The sequence below is a fragment of the uncultured Kushneria sp. genome (genome assembly GCF_947497025.1).
Classification (GTDB): Bacteria; Pseudomonadota; Gammaproteobacteria; order Pseudomonadales; family Halomonadaceae; genus Kushneria.
In genome coordinates, this window is record NZ_CANMFC010000003.1 from 372,312 (window position 1) to 394,894 (window position 22,583).

The 22,583-nt window shown below is 59.1% G+C and carries 19 protein-coding genes; 16 read left to right on the forward strand and 3 right to left on the reverse strand.

The annotated features are described in order from the left end of the window. Nucleotides 1-1,272 (forward strand): hypothetical protein, encoded by a 1,272-nt coding sequence (locus tag Q0931_RS07500; RefSeq protein ID WP_299258851.1) that lies wholly within the window; start codon nt 1-3, stop codon nt 1,270-1,272. 83 nt (nt 1,273-1,355) lie between these two features. Here Q0931_RS07500 and xthA read toward each other — a convergent pair whose 3' ends face one another. Continuing rightward, nucleotides 1,356-2,171 (reverse strand): exodeoxyribonuclease III, encoded by an 816-nt coding sequence (xthA, locus tag Q0931_RS07505; protein WP_299258853.1) that lies wholly within the window; start codon nt 2,169-2,171, stop codon nt 1,356-1,358. 1 nt (nt 2,172) lies between these two features. Next, nucleotides 2,173-2,427: a hypothetical protein gene (locus Q0931_RS07510; RefSeq protein WP_299258855.1), complete on the reverse strand. Its 255-nt coding sequence runs from the start codon at nt 2,425-2,427 to the stop codon at nt 2,173-2,175. Between the two features lie 171 nt (nt 2,428-2,598). Between Q0931_RS07510 and Q0931_RS07515 the strand changes: the two genes are divergently transcribed. Further along, nucleotides 2,599-3,957, forward strand: coding sequence for a DEAD/DEAH box helicase (locus Q0931_RS07515; protein WP_299258857.1), 1,359 nt, complete (start codon nt 2,599-2,601; stop codon nt 3,955-3,957). Nucleotides 3,958-3,989: 32 nt separating this feature from the next. Next, nucleotides 3,990-6,134 carry an ATP-dependent DNA helicase DinG gene (gene dinG, locus Q0931_RS07520; protein WP_299258859.1) on the forward strand — a complete coding sequence of 715 codons (2,145 nt, stop codon included), beginning with the start codon at nt 3,990-3,992 and terminating at the stop codon, nt 6,132-6,134. Between the two features lie 88 nt (nt 6,135-6,222). Here the strand turns inward: dinG and Q0931_RS07525 are convergent, their stop codons facing one another. Then, complete coding sequence (locus tag Q0931_RS07525) at nt 6,223-7,296, reverse strand: 3-deoxy-7-phosphoheptulonate synthase (RefSeq protein WP_299258861.1); 1,074 nt, start codon at nt 7,294-7,296, stop codon at nt 6,223-6,225. A gap of 313 nt (nt 7,297-7,609) precedes the next feature. On the opposite strand from Q0931_RS07525, the gene rpoE reads away from it, so the two are divergent. The 13 genes from rpoE (at nt 7,610) to relA (ending at nt 22,580) form a co-directional block, all read left to right on the forward strand. Further along, nucleotides 7,610-8,218 (forward strand): RNA polymerase sigma factor RpoE, encoded by a 609-nt coding sequence (rpoE, locus tag Q0931_RS07530; protein WP_299258863.1) that lies wholly within the window; start codon nt 7,610-7,612, stop codon nt 8,216-8,218. A 131-nt stretch (nt 8,219-8,349) separates the two neighbouring features. Then, on the forward strand, nt 8,350-9,036 hold the full coding sequence (locus tag Q0931_RS07535; protein WP_299258865.1) for a sigma-E factor negative regulatory protein: 687 nt from the start codon (nt 8,350-8,352) through the stop codon (nt 9,034-9,036). Nucleotides 9,037-9,088: 52 nt separating this feature from the next. After that, complete coding sequence (locus Q0931_RS07540; protein WP_299258867.1) at nt 9,089-10,081, forward strand: MucB/RseB C-terminal domain-containing protein; 993 nt, start codon at nt 9,089-9,091, stop codon at nt 10,079-10,081. Nucleotides 10,082-10,348: 267 nt separating this feature from the next. Further along, nucleotides 10,349-11,737, forward strand: coding sequence for a DegQ family serine endoprotease (locus tag Q0931_RS07545; protein WP_299259181.1), 1,389 nt, complete (start codon nt 10,349-10,351; stop codon nt 11,735-11,737). Between the two features lie 207 nt (nt 11,738-11,944). After that, nucleotides 11,945-13,762 (forward strand): translation elongation factor 4, encoded by a 1,818-nt coding sequence (gene lepA, locus Q0931_RS07550; protein WP_299258869.1) that lies wholly within the window; start codon nt 11,945-11,947, stop codon nt 13,760-13,762. Nucleotides 13,763-13,804: 42 nt separating this feature from the next. Continuing rightward, the gene (gene lepB, locus Q0931_RS07555; protein WP_299258871.1) at nt 13,805-14,605 is read left to right on the forward strand and encodes a signal peptidase I; all 801 of its coding nucleotides are present in this window, start codon (nt 13,805-13,807) and stop codon (nt 14,603-14,605) included. 119 nt (nt 14,606-14,724) lie between these two features. Further along, nucleotides 14,725-15,408 carry a ribonuclease III gene (gene rnc, locus Q0931_RS07560; protein WP_299258873.1) on the forward strand — a complete coding sequence of 228 codons (684 nt, stop codon included), beginning with the start codon at nt 14,725-14,727 and terminating at the stop codon, nt 15,406-15,408. A 75-nt stretch (nt 15,409-15,483) separates the two neighbouring features. Then, on the forward strand, nt 15,484-16,422 hold the full coding sequence (era, locus tag Q0931_RS07565; RefSeq protein WP_299258875.1) for a GTPase Era: 939 nt from the start codon (nt 15,484-15,486) through the stop codon (nt 16,420-16,422). Nucleotides 16,423-16,424: 2 nt separating this feature from the next. Then, nucleotides 16,425-17,135: a DNA repair protein RecO gene (gene recO / locus Q0931_RS07570; RefSeq protein ID WP_299258877.1), complete on the forward strand. Its 711-nt coding sequence runs from the start codon at nt 16,425-16,427 to the stop codon at nt 17,133-17,135. A 32-nt stretch (nt 17,136-17,167) separates the two neighbouring features. Continuing rightward, nucleotides 17,168-17,926 carry a pyridoxine 5'-phosphate synthase gene (gene pdxJ / locus Q0931_RS07575; protein WP_299259183.1) on the forward strand — a complete coding sequence of 253 codons (759 nt, stop codon included), beginning with the start codon at nt 17,168-17,170 and terminating at the stop codon, nt 17,924-17,926. Between the two features lie 86 nt (nt 17,927-18,012). Next, entirely contained in the window at nt 18,013-18,909 is an 897-nt protein-coding gene (gene cysM, locus Q0931_RS07580; RefSeq protein WP_299258879.1) for a cysteine synthase CysM, read from the forward strand. 2 nt (nt 18,910-18,911) lie between these two features. After that, nucleotides 18,912-20,285, forward strand: a complete 1,374-nt coding sequence (locus tag Q0931_RS07585; protein ID WP_299258881.1) for an rRNA adenine N-6-methyltransferase family protein — start codon at nt 18,912-18,914, stop codon at nt 20,283-20,285. A 24-nt stretch (nt 20,286-20,309) separates the two neighbouring features. Beyond that, nucleotides 20,310-22,580 (forward strand): GTP diphosphokinase, encoded by a 2,271-nt coding sequence (gene relA, locus Q0931_RS07590; protein ID WP_299258883.1) that lies wholly within the window; start codon nt 20,310-20,312, stop codon nt 22,578-22,580. The last annotated feature ends 3 nt before the right edge of the window (nt 22,581-22,583 follow it).

Here is a 22,583-nt window from a genome sequence, read left to right on the forward strand (position 1 = left end):
ATGTTTCGCCACTATCGCCTTCGCCATGTGAATCCCCGTCAGGGCCGGTTAAAAGCGCTGATGGCCATGGGCATCAGTCTTGCCATGCTGCTGGGCGGCGAGCAGCGTGCTCTGGCCGCCGGCCCCGCGCTTTCCCAGCAGAGTATCGACAGGCTGCAGGGGCTTGAACGCGAGCTCGCAAACGGTCATTACCAGCAGGTGGTGGAGACGGCGCGTTCCCGTGCAGCCAGCGCCGGCAGCCGTCAGAGCGATCAGTGGGCGCGTGCGCTGTATCTACAGCTGGCTGCCAATGCCGCACAACGGATGGATCAGCCCGGCCGGGCGGCCGATCTGCTTTATCAGGCGCGCGGTATCGACACGGCGCCGCTGGCACAGCGTCTGCAATGGCTCGAGCAGGAAGCGAAGCTGCGATTGAAGGCCGGCCAGCTTGATCAGGCCGCAGCACTGTTTGATCGCTGGCAGGGCCAGACATCGCCCACTGCTGATGATCTCTGGCTGGGGGCACGCATTCACGCACGTCTTGAACAGTGGGATGAAGCGCTGCGCTGGGTCTCGCTGGCGCGAGAGAAGGATTCGACACCCGATAGCGACCAGCTGGCGCTGGCTGCGAGTGTTTATCAGCAGGCCGGGCAATTTGAGGCGGCCTCCGAGGTGGTCGAAGCACAGCTTGATCAGGATGACAGTGACCCGGCCCGCTGGCAGCAGGCGGCTGCCCTGTATCAGCGCATCGGCCAGCCCGGACGGGCTGCAGCGCTCTGGGAGGCTGGCTGGCAGCGGGGTATTCTCACGGGGGAGAAGGCGCTACTGACGCGGGCAAAACTGCATATGGCCGGAGGGACGCCAGCGCGTGCCGCCGAGATGCTCTCGCAGGCGCTCGACAAGGGGGAGCTCGAAGACAGTGATGCACACCGTCGGCTGGTGGCACGGGCCTGGGCGCAGGCGCGCGATCATCAAAAGGCCTTGCAGGTCTGGCAGGCGGTTGCCGAACGCAGCAATGACGCCCACGACTGGTACATGCTGGGTGATCTCGCCTATGGCTGGGGGATCTGGGCGCAGGCCGAGCAGGGATTTGCAAGGGCGCGTGAAAAAGGGGCTGACAATCCAGGGCAGTTATTGCTGATGGAAGGGGTTGCGGTCTATGAGCAGGGCCATCTTGATCAGGCGCAGCAGCTCTTTCGTCAGGCCAGGAAGTTTAATGACAGTGCCGATCAGGCAGGGCAATGGCTGGCGCTGATCGATAATGACCAGCAGGCGGACGACAGGCCTTCATGAAGGCTCATGCGTTGAAAGACACCCGGCCCGCAACAGGGTGGGCCGGATGGTGGCTCATTGCTTTCGACGTAACGCCGAAGACGTTACTCAATCGCCAGCGTGGTCCAGACCGGGGCATGGTCGGAAGGCCGCGTCATGGCGCGCAATTCATAATCGATGCCGGCATCCTGAACGCGGGGTGAAAGCCCCGTACTGGTCAGGATGTAATCGATGCGAAGCCCGCGTCTCGGGTCGCGCTCAAAGCCCTTTGAGCGGTAGTCAAACCAGCTGAACAGATCGTCGCGCTGCGGATAACAGCGACGGTAGCTGTCTTCAAATCCCCAGGTGGTCAAACGCTCGAGCCAGCGGCGCTCCTCGGGCTGAAAGCTTGTCTTGCCTTCTCTTAACCAGCGCTTGCGGGCGGGCTCACCAATGCCGATATCGATGTCGGCAGGCGAGATATTGAAATCGCCCATGACCGCGATCAGTTCCTCCGGCTGGTGCCTTTGTTCCAGATGGCGCGAGAGCTGATCATAAAAGTGACGCTTGTTGGGAAACTTGGTCGGGTGATGGAGGCCCTCGCCCTGCGGAAAATAGCCGTTGTAGACCATCAATGGGCCGGCAGGCGTGTCCAGCGTCACCGCAATCATGCGGCGCTGCGCCTCATCGTCATCATCCGGCAGTCCGAACTGCACCTGCGTCGGCGCTGCCTTCGTGAGCAGTGCCACGCCGTAATGACCCTTCTGACCGTGATAGTGCACGTGATAGCCGAGACCGGCCACGGCATCGAGGGGAAACTCGCTGTCCTGAACCTTGGTCTCCTGCAGGCCGATGACATCGGGTGCGTGGGCCTCGACCAGCGCTTCAAGCTGATGCTGGCGGGCGCGAATACCGTTGATATTGAATGAAACCAGGCGCATGTCAGCTGTCTTGTGATGAATCGGTTGAGGCGTTGGTGTTCTGCGAGTGCAGCGGCAGGGTCGTGGCCTCACGGCGCTGTCGCTCCAGCTTGCTGGCGGCCTGCGCCTTGCGCTGATCGCGCTTTTTGGCCGCAAATCGCGGCGTGGACTGTAACTGGTCCGGATTGTCATGCCGCCAGCGGCGGTAATCCTTGCGCTTGCCGGTACGGATGGTCACCTTGTCGGCCAGCGAGCGCGTCTTCTTGCGACGGGTCATAAAAACCTCTCGTGTCTCGCCTGAAGCAGTGTGCTGCAGTGGCGGGCAGTTTAACAATTTGCGCGGGCGCTGGCTTGCCCCGGACACGGTTGATGCACAACTCGGTCGGCGGTGCTGATACAATGGCCCGGTATCTTGTCTATTCATCTCAAGCCAAAGTGATCGCAGCATATGAGTGAGTCGGAAAACTCTCAGCCGGCACAGACGTCGGCGGAGGCTCCCGCCAATGCCAATCGTCGGCCCAAGCGCCGCCGTCGCAAGCCCCGGCGCAGCCAGTCCCGTAATAACGCTCAGACTGGTAACGTGCAGGAAAACCAGGCGTCCGGCAGCGAAGGCTCGAATGCCCTGCCGGAAGTCCCTGCCGTGGCCGGCAAGTGGCGTTTTCAGGATTTCAATCTGCCGATGCCGCTGATGCAGGCCATTGCCGAGCAGGGCTTCCATTACTGCACCCCGATCCAGGCCGAAGCGCTGCGTCATACGCTGCTGGGTGGCGACGTGGTCGGCAAGGCCCAGACGGGTACCGGCAAGACCGCGGCCTTTCTGATCTCGATTCTGGCCTATTTCCTGGAAGAGCCGGCGCCGGATGGACAAAAGCCCGGGGCACCCCGAGCGCTGATTATCGCGCCGACGCGCGAGCTGGCATTGCAGATCGAAAAGGATGCCAGGGCGTTGATGACCCATACCTCGCTGAGGGTGGCCAGCGCCGTGGGCGGCATGGATTACCAGAAACAGCGCCAGAAGCTTGAAAAGCCGCTGGACATTCTGGTGGCCACCCCCGGACGTCTGCTCGACTTTCATCAAAAGCGTGACGCCGACCTTTCTCAGGTCGAAGTGCTGGTGCTTGATGAAGCCGATCGCATGCTGTCGATGGGGTTCATCCCGGACGTCAAGCGCATCATTCGGGCCACGCCCAGGACCGAAGAGCGTCAGACCTTTTTGTTCTCGGCCACCTTTACCCAGGACATTCTCAACCTGGCCAGTCAATGGACGCATGAGCCTGCGCATGTCGAGATCGAAGTCGACGCCAGCGCGGCTGCCAACATTGATCAGCGGGTCTATCTCGTCAGTGATGCCGAAAAATTTACCATTCTCAGGCGCCTGATCGAGCGAGAAAAGCTGGAGAAGGTGATGGTCTTTGCCAACCGGCGCGATCTGGTGCGCAAGCTTGATGATCGCCTGCGCAAGGCGGGGATCAATGTGGCCATGCTGTCAGGCGAGGTGCCGCAGAAAACACGTGTGAGCACGCTCGAGCGTTTTCGCGAAGGCAAGGTGGCCGTACTGGTCGCCACCGATGTCGCCGGCCGTGGCATACACATCAACGACATCAGTCATGTGGTCAACTATACGCTGCCCGACGACCCCGAAGATTACGTGCATCGTATCGGACGAACCGGTCGTGCTGGTGCACAGGGGACCTCGATCAGTTTTGTCGGCGAAGAAGACGGCTATGCACTGCCGGAAATCGAAGCCTACATCAAGGATCGGCTCCCCTGTCAGCAGCCGCCGGCCAACCTTCTCACTGATGACTGACCACGCCGTGTACCACAAGGCGGAGGGGCACTGTGCTCGACGACGCGCTTAAACGCGATATTCAGGCGGCCTATCGACGCGTGATTGAAGCGCGTTCGCTCAGGCCCCGCTATGGCCAGCGCCTGATGATGGCTGAAATTGCCCGAACGCTTGGTGACATCAAGACCGACGAGCAGGGCAAGCGCGTCAGTCAGGAGCATGTCTGCGTGCTGGAAGCCGGCACCGGCACCGGAAAGACACTGGCCTATCTGCTGGCGGCACTGCCCATTGCAAAGGCGCAGGGCAAGCGGCTGGTGGTGTCGACAGCGACCGTCGCCCTGCAGGAGCAGGTGCTCCATCAGGATCTGCCGATGCTCAAGGCCAGCAGCGGGCTCGATTTCGAGTATGCGCTGGCCAAGGGGCGCGGACGTTACGTTTGCGTGGCCAAACTCGATCAGCTGATGGATGGGGTAGAAGACAATCCGACCATGTCGCTGTTCGAACAGAGTCTGGTGAGCAGTCAGGAGGATATCGGCGAGCTGGCCCGGGAACTGGCTGAATCCTATGGCAGCGGTGAGTGGCAGGGCGATCGTGACAGCTGGCCACAGACCATCGCTGACCCGCAGTGGCGCCGCCTGACGGTCGATCATCGCCAGTGCACCAACCGGCGCTGCGGGCACTTCGGCGCCTGCGCCTTCTTCCGTGCCCGCCGCGGCATGGACGAGGCCGATGTAATCGTCGCCAATCACGATCTGGTGCTGGCCGATCTGTCGCTGGGCGGCGGCATTGTGCTGCCCAATCCGAAGGACACGATCTACGTTTTTGACGAGGCGCACCATCTGCCGGACAAGGCGCTGGAGCACTTCTATCATCGCCAGGGCGTCAACGCGGCGATGCGCTGGCTGGGCCAGCTCAAGAAGTCACTGACGGACCTCAACACGGGGCTTGGCGCGCAGCACACGATTGCTCGTCTGCTGGGACAGTTCCCGGAGCTTCTGGCCAGCATCGAGCCCCGGCTCGGCGACGCCTTTCGACTGGCGCAGCCGCTGGCCGAGCGCACGCCGGAGGACAACGAGCGGCTGCACTATCGCTTTACCATGGGCAGGCTGCCGGCGGCCTTTCGTGATCTGGCACAGCAGCTGGTCACGCCCTTTGCCGAGCTGTCACGGCATCTGGAAACCATCAGCGATATCCTTCGTGAAAGCCTTGATCCGGACAAGTCGACCGGTCTTGCCCGCGAACAGGCCGAGGCCTGGCTACCGCTGATCGCGCTGGTGCATGGTCGCGCCCTTGAGGCGCACGCGCTCTGGCAGGCCTTTGGGGCTGATGAAGTCGAGGATGCTCCGCCGCAGGCGCGCTGGCTGACCTTCGAGCAGCGCTCGGGCGAGGCGGAACTGACCTTTTCTGCCAGCCCCGTGAGTGCTGCCGAAACGCTGGCCCGCTATCTGTGGGGCAGCTGTCACGGTGCCGTGTTGACCTCGGCCACCCTCACGGCACTGGGACGCTTCGACCGCCTTCAGGAGCGCGCCGGTCTTGCCAATCGCTATCGCTATCAGAGTTTGCCCAGTCCGTTTGATTACTCCCGTGCGGTGCTGTCAGTGCCGCGTGAGGCCGTCGACCCGGGGGATCGCGACGCGCACGAAAGTGCCATCGTCAACTTTATCGAAAATCTGGGTGAGGATGAGGCGGCGCTGGTGCTCTTTTCGTCACGCAAGCAGCTTCGCGCGGTAGTGGCCAGACTCGATAAGGCGCTCGGTCGCACGCTGTCTCAGGATGACATGCCACGTCGGGAGTTGATCGAGCGCCATCGAAAGCGCATCGATGAAGGGAAAGGCAGCATCATTCTCGGACTGGCCAGCTTCGCTGAAGGCATCGATCTGCCGGGTGATTATCTGACCCATGTGGTGATCACGCGTCTGCCCTTTGCTGTGCCTGATGACCCGGTAGGGGCGACGCTTGCAGAATGGATCGAGTCCCGAGGGGGCAATCCCTTTATGCGCATTTCAGTGCCCGATGCCTCGATCAAGCTGGTGCAGGCCTGCGGTCGATTGATTCGCAAGGAAGTCGATACCGGCCGGATCACGCTGCTCGATCGGCGCGTTCTGACCCGTCGCTATGGCCGGGCGCTTCTGGATGCCCTGCCGCCGTTTCAGCGCGAGATCGAAGGTGCGGGCGCCCCTGCGACGCTTGCTTCCTGAATACCGGCAGTCTGAATACCCGCAATACGTCAAAAACCCGGCCACGGCCGGGTTTTTTCGTGTGCGCTGTGCGATTGAGCGTTCCTGCCTAGCGCTTGCGGGCCTTGAGCGGCTCGCTCAGCTTGTCGTTGACTTCCAGCAGCAGCTTTTCGGTAGCTTCCCAGTCGATGCAGGCATCGGTGATCGACACGCCATATTCGAGCTGTGACGGATCGCTGATCAGCTTCTGGGCACCCCAGTGGAGATGGGACTCGATCATCAGACCCATGATGGAGGTGTTGCCCTCCAGAATCTGCTGGGTGATGTTTTCAACGACCAGCGGCTGCAGGGCCGGGTCCTTGTTGGAGTTGGCGTGAGAACAGTCGACCATGATATTGGTCTTGAGTCCTGCCTTCTCCAGCTCCTTTTCGGCAAGAGCAACACTGACGCTGTCATAGTTGGGCTTGCCGTTGCCACCGCGCAGTACCACGTGAGCGTTGGCGTTACCGCGGGTACGAATGACGGCGACCTGGCCCTTCTGGTCAATGCCCAGGAAATTGTGCGGCGAGGCAACCGAGCACAGTGCATTCATGGCCACATCCAGGCTGCCATCAGTGCCGTTTTTAAAACCGACCGGACCCGAAAGCCCGGAGGCCATTTCGCGGTGCGTCTGTGATTCGGTGGTGCGTGCGCCGATGGCAGACCAGCTGATGCAGTCCTGCAGGTACTGCGGTGAAATCGGATCCAGTGCTTCGGTGGCCAGTGGCAGACCCATTTCACAGAGTTCAACGAGCAGATTACGGGCCAGATGTAATCCGTTCTGGATGTCGAAGGAGTCATTGAGATGCGGGTCGTTGATCAGTCCCTTCCAGCCTGTCGTGGTGCGGGGCTTTTCAAAATAGACACGCATGACGATAAACAGCGAGTCACTGACACGCTCTGCCAGTGCTTTGAGACGTTGGGCATAATCCTGTGCGGCTTTGGTGTCATGAATGGAGCAGGGGCCGATGACGACAAGCAGGCGAGAATCCTCACCGCTGAGAATACGTTCTATCGTGCGACGACTCTCGATAACGGTACTTTCAGCCTCCTCTGACAGGGGAATCTCGCGCTTGAGCGCCTCGGGAGTGATGAGCACGTCCTGGGAGAGAACGTTTAGATTGTTGACCTGTTGCTGTGACATGAGCGTGCAATCCGGCAGTGCTTGGAAGTCGAAACGAAGTGTGATCTGCATGATACGCGGCTGGCAGAGAATACTACCATGGAACCATGACACTTTTTCGTGGTCTCAATACTTTACAGTTTCGGGGGAGGTTCTTGTTCGGTGGATGAGATGTCGACTTGATGAGGCGTCGATAAAGGGGAACACTAACGCCATGAATCAAGGCCCGGAGCTTTCAGGTTATCACTATGATTTTAATTGTTTGTTACTTTCCTGAAGGGCCTGGAAAGACAGGTTCGAAAGGTTTGAACCCTGTCGTTGCGGGGGATCACGAATGGGGTTAAAGGAAACGGATCATCAGCTGGTCGAGCGGGCACAGAAAGGGGATAACCAGGCCTTTGATCTTTTGATACGCAAGTATCAACACAAGGTGATCGGTCTTGTGGGTCGCTATGTGCACGATCAGGCAGAAGTGCATGATGTGGCACAGGAAGCCTTTATCAAGGCTTATCGGGCATTGGGACGTTTTCGTAACGAAAGTGCCTTTTATACCTGGATGTATCGCATCGCCATCAATACGGCGAAAAATTACCTTGTCGCTCGCGGACGTCGTCCGCCCAATAGCGACATGGACATCAGTGATGCAGAAGTGCTGGACCAGAGCGGACGGCTGGCAGATATCGATACACCCGAGTCGGCCATTGCGCGTGACCAGCTTGAGAAAGCTGTATTCGAGGCCATCGAAAATCTGCCCGAGGATCTGCGAACGGCCATCACGCTTCGTGAGTTCGACGGCCTTTCCTATGAGGACATTGCCAGCATCATGCAGTGTCCCGTGGGGACCGTGCGCTCGCGTATCTTTCGTGCCAGAGAGGCCGTGGACAACCGAATCAGGCCGCTGCTTTATCCAGAGCAGCAGGACGACATGGTACGTGAACAATGAGGCCGGCCATGAAAGGATCCATGAACAGGAGAATGGCTGTTGAGAAGTGAGCCATTGGTAAAACTTAATCGATTTTGGACTGTCTACCATACCGTGACGATGCGTCACGACGGGTTTGAGGGTGTCTGGGTATGAATCAGAAAGTACGGGAATCCCTTTCGGCATTGATGGACGGCGAGTGCAGCGAGTTTGAAACTCGACGTGTGCTCAAGTCGCTGTCTGAAGATGCGTCCGAAGAGGCCGATACCTGGCGTCGCTATCATCTCATGCGCAGTGTCATGCAGCGTGAAAGCGCCGTTGATGTGTCGACCGACCTGTCTGCCTCCATCCGGGCGCGTCTTGAGCAGGAGCATATGGAAGATGGCGCCGTGAGTCAGGAAACATATCGGCGTACGGTGCCGTTTTCCTTCATGGGCAGTGCTGCCATTGCCGCAGCCGTCAGCTTGATGGTCATGACTGGTGTTCAGGTATATCGGGCCAATACGGGTGTGGAAAGTGTACCCGGCAATGGCGGCACCAGCAGCCTGGCCTCGAGCGAAGCAAATCTCAATGGCAGCGGTGCCGTGGTCGGTGGTGACGGCGCAATGGCGTCGCTGGCGGCCTTTCGCGGGACCGGTACAGAGGGTGGTAGCGTGATGCCCATCGGTGCGCAGACGTCCTGGTTCATGGCGCCGGGCGAAGAAGATGCTGCGCGCAATGATCGCCAGCAGGCTGAAGTGCTTCAAAACTATCTGAGCCGACATGTCGAACAGGCAGGCTATCGCAGCAATGTCTGGATGGCGAACATGCAGGGGCTGGCACCTGCCAGCGGCGAGTAAGGCGGACCTTCAAGCAATGCGACAGTGGTTTTGTGCTTCTTTGATAGGCGCTGTGCTGTTTTCTCCCTTGTCTGCCGTTCAGGCCGATACCGGTAACTCAAGGGATAATGGCAGAGCACAGATCTCCTGCAGCCAGCTGGACCAGGAGGTCGGTGACAAGGGCGCGCAGTGGTTCAGACGCAGCCTGATGGCCGAGCGCTGCCATGCCTTTCAGGCGGTGGCATTACGGCTGGGTATGGGCTCTCTTCGCACCTTCCTTTTCGAGCATCGTATCGATGATGGGCAGGAGCAGGAGCGCATCCAGTTTCTTGATGGTCCTGCTGAAACCATTGAACACAAGGGTCACTCTCCCGGGCTCTGGTGGACGAAGCGCTCGAATGGCTCTGCACATTTGGCCTCCATTGATGACACCGTTGAGCAGCTTCAGGATTATTACGATTTCAGGCTGATTGCGCGTGACGTTGTTGCTGGCCGCAAGGCCGTCGTACTTGATGTCACTCCCCGGGATGATCAGCGTTTCCCGCATCGGCTGTGGCTGGATATTGCCAGCGGTTTACCGCTTCGACAGCAGTTGCTGAATACCCAGGGCCAGGCCGTCGATACTGTACAGATCGTGCGCATCGATTCGCTGGTACGCTCCAATGACACTCTCTATCTTCGGGAGCCTGATAGTGCAGCCATACCCGAGGCGGGTTGGCAGCCTGACTGGCTGCCGCAGGGGTTCTATCGCCAGCCGGCAACACTTGATGTCACGCTGAACGGTGCAAGTCTTGAGCGCGAAATCTATAGCGATGGTCTGGCGACCCTGAGTCTTTTTGCAGGGCCGATCAAGGACAACACGGCACTACGTGAAGGGGTTCATCAGCTGGGCAACTTCCGCGCCGCCGCGCGTCATCTACAACACGATGGCCAGTCATGGCAGGTGATTGCCGTGGGTGCCATGCCGGCAAACGTGCTTACCCGCGTAGTCTCTCAGGTGCATCTGCAAAAGGGAGAGGCTGGCAGAAATAGTGGGCAGGCAGACAGTAGTGAAACGTCTCCCTGAGCGGATAAGGCATTACTGCGCCTTCTGGAATAAAGCTGGTAACCATTGAAGCAGGAAACTTGGCTCATCCTTAATGGTCTATAGGGTGTCACAGGACAAGTCCTTTCCCTGTGACTGATCACTATGTCTGTTGCCGCCATAGCCAATAAGAGTATCCGGAGTCCAAAGATGGCCGATCTCTCATTTAATGACCTGACCGTTACTGATGTTTCCTCCCGTCGCCCTCCTGTTTATCAATGGCAGGCCCTGGTTTTATTGATGCTGTTGATGACAGTGCTGATGGCCATGTCCTTGCCGGCCAGAGCCGTTGAGCAGAAAAATGGACTGCCTGATTTTACAGCACTGGTCAAAAGCGCTGCCCCGGCCGTGGTCAATATTTCAACGACCCGGGAGGCGGCTGCGCGGTCCGGCATGCTGTCGCCCAACCAGCAGCTGCCGGATATCTTTCGTCACTTCTTTGGTGACCAGATGCCGCCCGGATTTGGCACAATGCCCGATCAGGGGGGAAGCAGAACGCTGAGCTCACTGGGGTCCGGCTTCATCATCAGTGATGATGGCTACATTTTGACCAATGCTCACGTGATCGATGGTGCCGATACTGTCACGGTACGGCTTAATGATCGTCGCGAGCTGAAGGCCAAAGTCATAGGCCAGGATCAGAAAACGGACATCGCCTTGATCAAGGTGGATGCCAGTGGTCTGCCCACGCTCAAGATGGGCGATTCAGACGGCCTTGAAACCGGTGAATGGGTTGCCGCCATCGGCTCTCCCTTCGGTTTCGATCACTCCGTGACGGCCGGGATCGTCAGCGCCATCAACCGTACGCTGCCGACTGACAGCTATGTTCCCTTTATCCAGACCGATGTTGCCATCAACCCGGGCAACTCCGGTGGACCGTTGTTTAATCTTGATGGTGAGGTCGTCGGCATCAATTCCCAGATATTTACGCGCAGCGGCGGCTTCATGGGCGTGTCCTTTGCCATCCCGATCAACGTCGCCATGGATATCGCCGACCAGCTCAAGGACAACGGCCACGTTGATCGCGGCTGGCTGGGTGTGGTTATTCAACCGGTTTCCGATGATCTTGCCGACTCCTTCGGTCTGGATCGTGCTCGCGGGGCCCTGATTGCCGATGTGGCTCCGGACAGCCCGGCGGCAAAATCAGGCCTGCGCTCTGGAGATATCATCCTCAAGGCCGGAGACAGCGACATCGATACTTCCGATGCGCTGCCGCGTCTTATCGGGCGCGTCTCGCCGAATGACAGTATCGATCTGCGTGTCCAGCGTGATGGCAAGGAGCAGACGATCACGGTCAAGGTAGGGCAGTGGCCCGACGCTGACAGCGATACCGGTGATGCCTCACAGGCCGGCAATGACAGTATTGGTCTGGCGGTCTCGGGGCTAAGTGCCGAGCAGCGCCAGCAGCTGGGCATCGATGCCGGAGTACTGATTCAGCAGGTGGCACCGGACAGCGCCGCTGCACGTGCCGGACTGCAGCCGGGTGATGTGATCGTCGAACTGGCGGGAAAATCGGTAGATTCCGTTAGTACGCTGCGCAAGCTGGTCGGTCAGCTGGATGACAAAAAGGCGGTACCCATGCGTATCAACCGTGATGGTGCCACGCTTTTCGTTCCGCTGCGGCCGGGCTCGCGTTGATTCATTTGCCTGATCAAGGGGGCCCATTCGGGCTCCCTTTTCCATTACCTTGTATGCATGCCTTTCAGGGCGTCCATCAAGGCACTGCCTATCACCTGATTCGCCAACACGCTACAATGCGCCCATTTTCGGCCATGGGCAGCGCGCAGGCTTCATGCGGCGCTGATCTTTCATGGCTCACGACGCTTTAACAGGTGATCACCTCGAATGACGAATGACGCAAGCAACGGGACGCTGAAACACATCCGCAACTTCTCGATCATCGCCCATATCGACCACGGCAAGTCGACACTGGCCGATCGTATCATTCAGATTTGCGGCGGGCTGACCGAGCGCGAGCTCAAGGAGCAGGTACTCGACTCCATGGATCTTGAACGTGAGCGTGGCATCACGATCAAGGCGCAGTCGGTGACGCTGGATTACAAGGCCGACGACGGCACGGTCTATCAGCTCAACTTCATCGACACCCCCGGGCACGTCGATTTTTCCTATGAGGTATCCCGCTCACTGTATGCCTGTGAAGGGGCGCTGCTGGTCGTGGATGCCGGACAGGGTGTCGAGGCGCAGTCGGTTGCGAACTGCTACACCGCCATTGAGCAGGGTCTTGAAGTGCTCCCGGTGCTTAACAAAATGGATCTACCCCAGGCAGACCCGGACAAGGTCATCCACGAGATCGAAGAGATCATCGGCATCGAGGCCGGCAATGCTTCGCGCGTCTCGGCCAAGACCGGCATCGGCATGGAAGGCCTGCTCGAACAGCTGGTCAGTTTCATTCCGCCGCCCAGGGGAGATATCACCAAACCTGTTCAGGCACTGATCATCGACTCATGGTTCGATAACTACCAAGGCATTGTCTCGCTGGTTCGTCTTTTTGACGGAACGCTCAAAAAGGGTGACAAGATCCTGATGAAGTCCACCGGTCGCGAGTGGGATATTAACGATATCGGCATCTTTACACCGCGCCAGACCAGTACCGGCATGCTGCGTGCCGGTGAGGTGGGCTATATCGTTGCCGGGATCAAGGACATTCAGGGGGCGCCGGTGGGTGACACCATCACTCATGCCAAAACGCCTCAGGTCGAGCGTCTGCCAGGGTTTCAAAAGGTCAAGCCGCAGGTTTACGCCGGCATGTTCCCGATCAGCTCCGATGACTACGAGGACTTCCGTGATGCGCTTGAAAAACTGGCGCTCAACGATGCCTCGCTGGATTACATCCCCGAAAACTCGGACGCACTGGGCTTTGGTTTCCGTGTCGGGTTTCTGGGGACGCTTCATATGGAGATCGTGCAGGAGCGTCTGGAACGTGAGTACGATCTTGATCTGCTGACGACCGCGCCGACGGTGATCTATGAGCTTGCCATGGAAGATGGAGAGCTCCTGTATGTCTCCAACCCTTCCAAGCTTCCCGACATGTCGTCAGTCAACGAGATTCGTGAGCCTATCGTGCGGGCCAACATTCTGGTGCCGCAGGAGTATGTGGGTAACGTCATCAACGAATGCGTGGTACGTCGCGGCGTCCAGCTCGACATGCAGGTACTGGGCAGCCAGATGCAGCTCGTCTATGAGCTGCCGATGAGTGACGTGGTGATGGACTTCTTTGACCGATTGAAATCGGTGTCGAAAGGGTATGCTTCACTGGATTACAGTTTCGAGCGCTTTGAGGCGGCAAGGCTTGCTCGCCTGGACGTTTTGATCAACGGCGAGCGTGTTGATGCCCTGGCCACCATCGTGCATCGCGATCAGTCCCATCACCGCGGTCGCGCTCTGGTCGACAAGATGCAGGAGATGATTCCGCGTCAAATGTTTGATGTGGCCATACAGGCCGCGCTGGGTGGTCATGTCGTGGCACGCTCCACCGTCAAGGCGTTGCGCAAGAACGTAACGGCCAAGTGCTATGGCGGCGACGTGTCGAGAAAGCGCAAGCTGCTGGACAAGCAAAAGCAGGGTAAAAAGCGCATGAAGCAGGTCGGCAAGGTTGAAATCCCGCAGGATGCCTTCCTGGCCGTACTGAAAGTCAATGATTGAGCGTAGCGCAGGCTTCGCTCCCGTGAGCCGGGAAAGCACGTAATGGATTTTTCACTTCTGCTGGTGGTAGCCGTCCTTGTCACCGGGGCGATCTGGCTGCTGGATATTGTTGTACTGCGTCGCAGGCGCAAGGCCTCCCCGGGGGGCAGCAGCCGACCGCCGGGAGAAGTGACCCACGACACTGCGGTGCCCGGGGGGCCAGGGGAACCCTGGTATGTGGATTATTCCAGAGCCTTTTTTCCGGTGCTTCTGGTAGTGCTGGTACTTCGCTCCTTTGTCATTGAGCCGTTCCAGATTCCGTCGCGTTCAATGGAACCGACGCTTGATGTGGGAGATTTCATTGCCGTCAGCAAGTTCTCCTACGGCCTGCGCCTGCCGGTGATCAACACAAAGATTCTGGATATTGGCGAGCCCGAACGTGGCGATATCATGGTGTTTCGTTTTCCGGGTGATACCTCGGTCAACTACATCAAGCGCGTGATCGGCGTGCCGGGGGATCGCATTCGCTATCAGGACAAGCAGCTTTATATCAACGGGCAGCCGGTGCGAAAGGACCTGCTGGATGACAATAACGTTGATGATACCCAGGCGCTTTACAGGGAGTATCTCAAGGGTGCCGAGCATCACATTTTCAATAATCTGGATGCGCCCGGCCCGCAGATGAGTGAAGTCACCGTACCCGCCGGCCACTACTTCATGATGGGTGACAATCGCGATGACTCCAACGATAGCCGCTACTGGGGCTTCGTGCCGGAAGAGAATATAGTGGGGCGCGCCTTTGGTGTCTGGATGCACTGGAATGGTGGCCTGCCGGACTTTACGAAGGCCAGGCTGCTGCACTAAAAGGGTCTCCCTTTCTTTCCGTCAGAAGGTTCTGATGGAAAATCTTCTCTGACAGAAGCTGTCCAAGGACAGCTTCTGTTATCATTTATGCCTGTTTCATTGAACAAAGCGACTATCTCGTGAGCAGTTCCCTCAATATCCTCAGCGACCGTCTCGGCTATCGTTTTGACGACAAGAGCCGGCTTGAACTTGCCCTGACGCATCGTAGCTACGGCGGTGCCAATAACGAGCGGCTCGAGTTTCTGGGCGACTCCATTGTCAACTTTGTCGTGGGTGAGGCGCTTTATGCGCGTTTTCCACAGGCACGCGAAGGGCAGCTCTCAAGGCTCAGAGCGCGGTTGGTCAAGGGTGAAACGCTGGCCGAGCTGGCCCGCGAATTCGAACTTGGCCAGTTTCTGCGTCTTGGGTCCGGCGAGATGAAAAGCGGCGGACACCGACGCGATTCCATTCTGGCCGACGCTGTGGAAGCCATCATCGGCGCCATCTATCTTGATAGTGACATGGTCATCGCCAGACGCTGTGTGCTGTCCTGGTATGAGGCGCGGCTGAACGCGCTCAATCTTGAGGATACCCAGAAGGACCCCAAGACCCGACTGCAGGAGTTTTTACAGTCTCGCCAGATCCCTCTGCCGCGTTATGAGGTTCTCAATATTGAAGGGGAGGCTCACGCCCAGCAGTTTACGGTCAGCTGCCATGTGGACGTGCTCAAGGCACCAACCAGTGGCACCGGTGCCAGCCGACGTCACGCCGAGCAGCAGGCGGCCGAACAGGCGCTGACACTGATCGAGTCCGCCCGGCGATGAGTTCTCGCCCTGACACGCCTGATACCTCACGCATCATATTTTCAACACCGGACACACGTTAACGTGGAGCATTTCATGAACGATATCACCACGGACGACACTCCCGAATCCGGTGCGACCACGCGCTGTGGATTTGTGGCCATCGTCGGCCGCCCCAACGTGGGCAAATCAACCCTGATGAATCGCATTCTGGGTCAAAAGATTTCCATTACCTCACGGCGCCCGCAGACAACCCGTCATCAGGTCATGGGCGTCAAGACCGAAGCCGACACGCAGACCATCTATGTGGATACACCCGGTATTCACATCATGCAAAAGGATCGCAATCGGGCCATCAACGCCTTCATGAATCAGGCAGCGACTCAGGCGCTGCGGGATATCGACTGCGTGGTCTTTATCGTGGATCGCACGAAATGGACCAATGAAGATGATGTCGTGCTCGAGAAGCTCTCTCACGTGCAGGCACCGGTCATCGTGGCCGTCAACAAGGTGGACTGGATCGAGGACCGTGCCAGGCTCATGGCATGGCTTGCCGAGCTTGAAAAGCGTCGCAACTTTGCCGCCATCGTGCCGATCTCGGCGCGTCATGGCACCAACGTTGAGGCACTTGAAGCCGAAGTGGCCAAACATCTGCCTCAAAATGTCCATTTCTTCCCCGAAGATCAGATCACCGATCGCAGCCAGCGCTTTCTGGCGGCCGAACTGGTACGTGAAAAGGTCATGCGCCAGCTGGGTGACGAGCTGCCCTACCAGATGACCGTGGAAGTCGAACAGTTTCGCGACGAAGGCCACATCATTCATATCCATGCCCTGATGCTGGTCGAGCGCGATGGTCAGAAAAAGATTCTGATCGGTGAGGGAGGCGAGCGCATTAAAAAGATCGGTCAGGAAGCCCGCCTGGAAATGGAGAAGACCTTCGATTGCAAGGTCATGCTCAAGCTCTGGGTCAAGGTCAAGCGTGGCTGGTCCGATGATGCCCGTGCCCTGAAAAGCCTTGGTTACGACCTGGACTGATCATGGAACTGCAGCCGGCGTATCTGCTGCACCGTCAGGCCTGGCGTGAAACCAGCGCACTGGCAGACATTCTGACGCTGCGTGACGGCCGTATACGTGCCGTGGCACGCGGCGTCATGCGTCCGGGCAGTCGAACGCGCCATCGGCTTCAGCCCTTTACGCCGCTGCATTTGACCTGGCAGGGGGAAGGCGAGCTGAAGACGCTAAGAGCCATCGAATCCCAGGGGCCCGGGGCCATGCTGGCAGGGGAGGGGCTTATCTGCGGGCTTTATGCCAATGAGCTGATGACTCGTCTTTTGCCGCTATCGTTGCCGGCCGATACCCTGTTTGCCTTTTACGCCGCGCTGCTTGAGGCCTTGCCCTTTCCCGAGCGGCGGGGCGGCGCGCTCAGGCGTTTTGAGATTACGCTGCTTGAAGCGCTCGACAGTGAGCCGGTCTTTCTTGATGATCAGGACCGGCCGCTGGAGCGTGAAGGGCGCTATCTTTATAACCCTTCCCTGAAGCGATTTTACCCGGCGCCCCCGGACGGACCGGCCTTTGAAGCGCGCGCGCTGGGCTGGCTGGCTCGGGGCGACTGGGATTCCCCGGGGCTTGCCGGTACTGCGCGCGTGCTGACGCGCCAGGCGCTGGCGCCACTGCTGGGAAGTCGAGCGCTGCGGTCGCGTGAACTGATGAATGAACTGATACGTCGCCGCCGAACCGGCGTGCACTGAAGGAGAACCCCATGTCCGACCAGGTTGCCAACATTCTGCCGCCCCGGATTCTGCTGGGCGTGAATGTCGACCATATTGCGACGCTGAGGCAGGCGCGTGGCACACGGTTTCCCGACCCGGTGCAGGCCGCCCTTGTCAGTGAAGAGGCCGGCGCTGACGGTATCACCATGCATCTGCGTGAAGACCGCCGCCACATTCAGGACCGCGATATCGAGCTTGCCATGCAGATGCTCAATACGCGCCTCAATCTCGAAATGGCCGTGGTCGAGGAAATGATCGCGCTGGCCGAGCGTCTCAAGCCCGCCAATGTCTGCCTTGTGCCTGAAAAGCGCGAAGAGCTGACCACGGAAGGCGGGCTGGATGTGGTCGGTGGTGGTGATCGCATTCGCCATGCCTGCCAGCGTCTCAAGGCAGCAGGCTGTGAGGTATCGCTGTTTATCGATCCCGAGCCGGATCAGATTCGAGCCGCCTTTGATGCCGGGGCCCCTGTCATCGAGCTGCACACCGGCGCCTGGGTGGAGGCGTCACGTCAGGACAGTGACATCGAGCTTGCCCGTATCGCCGCGGCGGCCGAAATGGCCCATACCCTTGGCATGACCGTTAACGCCGGCCACGGGCTTCACTATCACAATGTGGAAGCCATCGCGGCCATGCCCTGGTTTCATGAACTCAATATCGGCCATGCCATTGTGTCGCGTGCGGCACTGACCGGTCTTGGCGAAGCGGTTCGCGAGATGAAGCGTCTGATGGTTCAGGCGCGCACCTTCAGCACGTTCGAGCAGCCGACCTGAAGACGTCGGCCCTGAAGGCACAAGCGTTAAGTGGGCCGCGCTATAATTGGCTCTTTTCTGGCATCCCGTTGATTCTGGAGCGCTGCATGGATTATCCCACAATTGAATCCACCATCGGGCTTACTCCGCTGGTGCGCCTCAAGCGCATCCAGGTGGGCAGCAATACGCTGCTGGCCAAGCTTGAAGGCAATAACCCCGCCGGCTCGGTCAAGGACCGTCCGGCGCTGTCGATGCTTACCCAGGCTGAAGCGCGCGGTGAGATCGCCCCCGGCGACACGCTGATCGAGGCGACCTCCGGTAATACCGGGATTGCTCTGGCCATGGCGGCTGCCATCCGCGGCTATCAGATGATTCTGATCATGCCGGACAGCGCCAGCAGCGAGCGCAAGCAGGCCATGGCAGCCTACGGCGCCCGACTGATCGAGGTCACGAAGGATCAGGGCATGGAAGGGGCGCGGGATCTGGCCGATGCCATGATTGCCCGCGGTGAGGGCAAGCCGCTCAATCAGTTTGCCAACCATGACAATCCGCTGGCGCACTTTGAAACCACCGGCCCCGAGCTCTGGGAGCAGACGGGGGGCAATATCACCCACTTCGTCAGCTCGATGGGCACGACCGGTACAATCATGGGGGTGTCGCGCTATCTGAAATCGAAAAACGAGGCGATCCAGATTGTGGGGCTTCAGCCCGAGGATGGTGCCAGCATTGCCGGTATACGGCGCTGGCCCGAGGCCTATCGGCCGAGCATTTTTGAGCAGTCACGGGTCGACAGAATCATCGATATCGGCCAGCAGGAAGCCGAAGAGCACATGCGCCGCCTGGCGCGTGAAGAGGGCATTCTGGCCGGGGTCTCCTCGGGCGGTGCCCTGGCCGGCGCCCTTCGTATCGCGCGTGAAGTCGATAACGCCGTGATTGCCTTTATTGTCTGTGACCGCGGGGATCGCTATCTCTCCACCGGTCTTTATGCCCCGGAGCAGCACTGATCATGGCCATGTTGGGACAGCGTCGTCAGCAGCGCCCCGCGACGCGCAAGCGTCTGGAATCACCGGGCGCCAGACGTGACGACGAAGGCAGTGTCGTGATCGAGCGCCTGGCCCATGATGGGCGAGGCGTGGCGCACAATCCTGAGGGCAAGACGCTTTTTATCGATCAGGCGCTGCCCGGTGAAGACATCGAGGTGGCCGTCCATACCCAGCATGGTCGGTATGATGAAGGTCACGTGCGCCGAATCCTCAAGGCTTCGGACGAGCGCGTGACGCCCGGATGTGCGCATTTTGGTCGTTGTGGAGGGTGCGATCTGCAGCACCAGGCCACTGACGGGCAGCGTCGCCACAAGCAACAGGTGCTTCGTGAGCATCTGGCGCGTCACGACATTGCCTTGCCTGAACCGCTAACGCTTGCCGGACAGGCGTGGGGGTATCGCCGTCGCGCGCGTCTGGGAGTGCGTGTTGGGAGTGACGATCGCATCCATATGGGCTACCGGGTGCGGGGGCAGGATCGACTGTTCAACATCGAACAGTGCCCGATTCTTGATCCGCGCCTTGAAGCGCTGATCGAGCCGCTGCGTGCCTTGATCGAAACCCTTGAAGTGCCGCGGCGTCTGGGACATATCGAGCTGGTGGCCGGAGACGATCACGTCATGATCACCCTGCGCCAGCTGCGGCGTGTGCCCGGCGATCTGGCGCGCTGGCAGGCCTTTGCCAGAACGCATGAAATACTTTTGAGCGTTCTTTGTGGTGAAGGGGACACGCCGGTTCTGGAGCGTCTGGATTATCACCCTGACACGTGGCCCCATTATCGTGCCCATCCCGGAAACGAGGCTTTGAACATCCATGTGCGAAGTGGCGATTTTTTGCAGGCCAACGCCGAGGTTAATCATCAGTTGGTAGCGCAGGTGCTGGCATGGGCTGAAGTGAGTGAGGCAATGCCGGTCGTGGATCTTTTTGCCGGTGTGGGTAACTTTTCGCTGACGCTTGCAGCTGCAGGGGCTCGAGTCATCGCCTACGAAGGTCGGGAATCAATGGTGCAACGCCTGCGCGATAATGCAGAGGCAGCAGGTGTGTCGGATCATGTTGAAGCACGCCGTGCGGATCTGGCCAGTGCGCCTGCCGGCCTTGAGGATGCCGCGCTTGTCGTGCTTGACCCGCCGCGCGCCGGTGCTCAGGGGATCTGTCAGTCGCTGGCCGTCAAGGGACCCTCACGTGTGCTGTATGTGTCCTGTGAGCCGGCCACACTGGCACGCGATGTGCATCTTTTAATCAGCGGGGGCTATCGTCTGGTCAGGGCAGCCGTAGCTGACATGTTTCCGCAGACGGCACATCTGGAATCGCTGGTGCTGCTCGAGCGTCAGCCTACATAAAAGACATGATGGGAATCGCGTTACATGGTCAAGGTTCGTGAAGATCAGCCGCTCGATGCCGATGGACGGGTCGATATCACGACCTGGATGACACACCTTCAAAGCGAAGTCGCGCTCAAGGACCCGGCCGAGCTTGAGCGTGCGTGTCGATTTGCAGCGAAGATCAACCAGGAGGCGGCCAGCCAGCAGCCTGCCTGGCGTGATATCTACTCCGCCTTTCGTATCGGTCTTGAAATGGCCGATATCCTCAGCGAGCTCAAGCTCGATCAGCAGGCCATTACGGCTGCGGTTTTGTACCGCAGTGTGCGAGAGGGCCTGACGCGCCTGGAAGTCATTGAGCGCGAGTTTGGAGCAGAGGTCTCAAGGTTGATCGACGGTGTACTGCGCATGGCGGCCATCTCGCAGTTGCAGGCGCCGGATCATCAGGGCATGACCCAGCACAATCAGCAGGAAAATCTGCGCAAGATGCTGGTGGCCATGGTCGATGATGTTCGAGTCGCCCTGATCAAGATTGCCGAGCGCACCAGCATGTTGCGTCAGGTCAAGGATGGCTCACGTGAGCGGGCCCTGCGAGTGGCACGCGAGGTCTTTGATATCTATGCGCCTCTGGCGCATCGATTGGGCATCGGTCAGATCAAGTGGGAGCTGGAAGACCTCTCCTTTCGTTACCTGCATGAAAGCGATTACAAGACCATTGCCAAACAGCTGGCGGAGAAGCGGCTGGATCGCAACCGTTACATTCACGATGTCGTGGATACCCTGAAGCGTCTTCTCGAGGCGCAAAACATCACACGCTATGACCTGTCCGGACGTGCCAAGCACATCTATTCGATCTGGCGAAAGATGAAGCGCAAGCACATCGATTTTTCCCAGGTCTATGATGTGCGTGCCGTTCGGGTGCTTGTTCCCGAGGTGACCGATTGCTACACGGTACTGGGCATCGTGCACTCGCTCTGGCATCACGTGCCCAACGAGTTTGATGACTATATCGCCAACCCCAAGAAAAATGGTTATCAATCCCTGCACACGGCGGTTTTCGGCCCGGAAGGCAAGGTACTGGAAATCCAGATTCGAACCTTTGCCATGCATGAGGACGCCGAGCTTGGTGTATGCGCGCACTGGCGCTACAAGGGCACCGATGTCGACTCCAAGAGTCGCAGTTATGAGCAAAAGATTGCCTGGCTGCGTCAGGTGCTTGAGTGGCAGGAAGAGGTCGGTGAGCTTACCGACCTGACCGAAGGGCTTAACTCCGATATCGCCCCGGATCGCATCTACGTCTTTACGCCCGATGGTCATGTCATTGATCTGCCGCGGGTGGCCACACCGATCGATTTTGCCTACCGGGTGCACACGGAAGTGGGTCACCACTGCCGTGGCGCGAAGGTGGACGGCCGCATCGTACCCCTGACCTACCAATTGAAGACCGGGCAGCAGGTGGAAATCCTCAATGCCACCCAGGGTGGGCCAAGTCGTGACTGGCTCAATCCATCGCTGGGATATGTCTGTACCTCTCGGGCGCGTGCCAAGATCCAGTCCTGGTTCAAGCTGCAGGCACGCGAACAAAACGAGGAAGAAGGGCGGGTTCTGCTGGAGCGCGAGTTTCGTCGTCTGGACCTTGAGCGTCTGGATCGAACGCGTCTGGCCCAGGCGGTCAATTACAACAGCGCCGAAGACATGTACGCCGCCATTGGCGCCGGCGACCTGCGCATTGGCCAGGTGCTCTCCCAGGCGCAGCATCTTTTCGGTGAAACCGAAGACGTCGATGAACTTGACCGTCTGCTGGCGCGACCGCGGCGCCAGGGCGTGCGCGAAAGCACCGATACCATTACCGTGCTCGGGGTCGGCAACCTCAAGACGCAGATGGCCAACTGCTGCCATCCGGTGCCGGGCGACGATATCGTAGGCTTTATTACCCAGGGACGCGGCGTCACGGTGCACCGCCAGGACTGCCCCAATATCCTGCAGCTTCGAAGCGAGGAGCCAGCCCGTATCGTGCAGGTAGAATGGGGCCAGCAGCAGCCGATTCAGTATCCGGTGGATATTGAAATCAAGGCATGGGATCGCTCCAATCTGCTGCGCGATGTCACCGGTATTCTCTCCAATGAGAAGGTCAACGTGCTGGGCGTTAACACGTCGACCAACCGCGATGATCACATGGCCACGCTGAAAATCACACTCGAGGTATCAGGCCTGGATGTGCTGTCAAAAGTGGTCAACCGGATCGGGCAGTTGACCAACGTAACCGATATCCGTCGGCTGCGTCAGGGCGGTGGCAGCCTGAAGGATTCGGTCTAGATC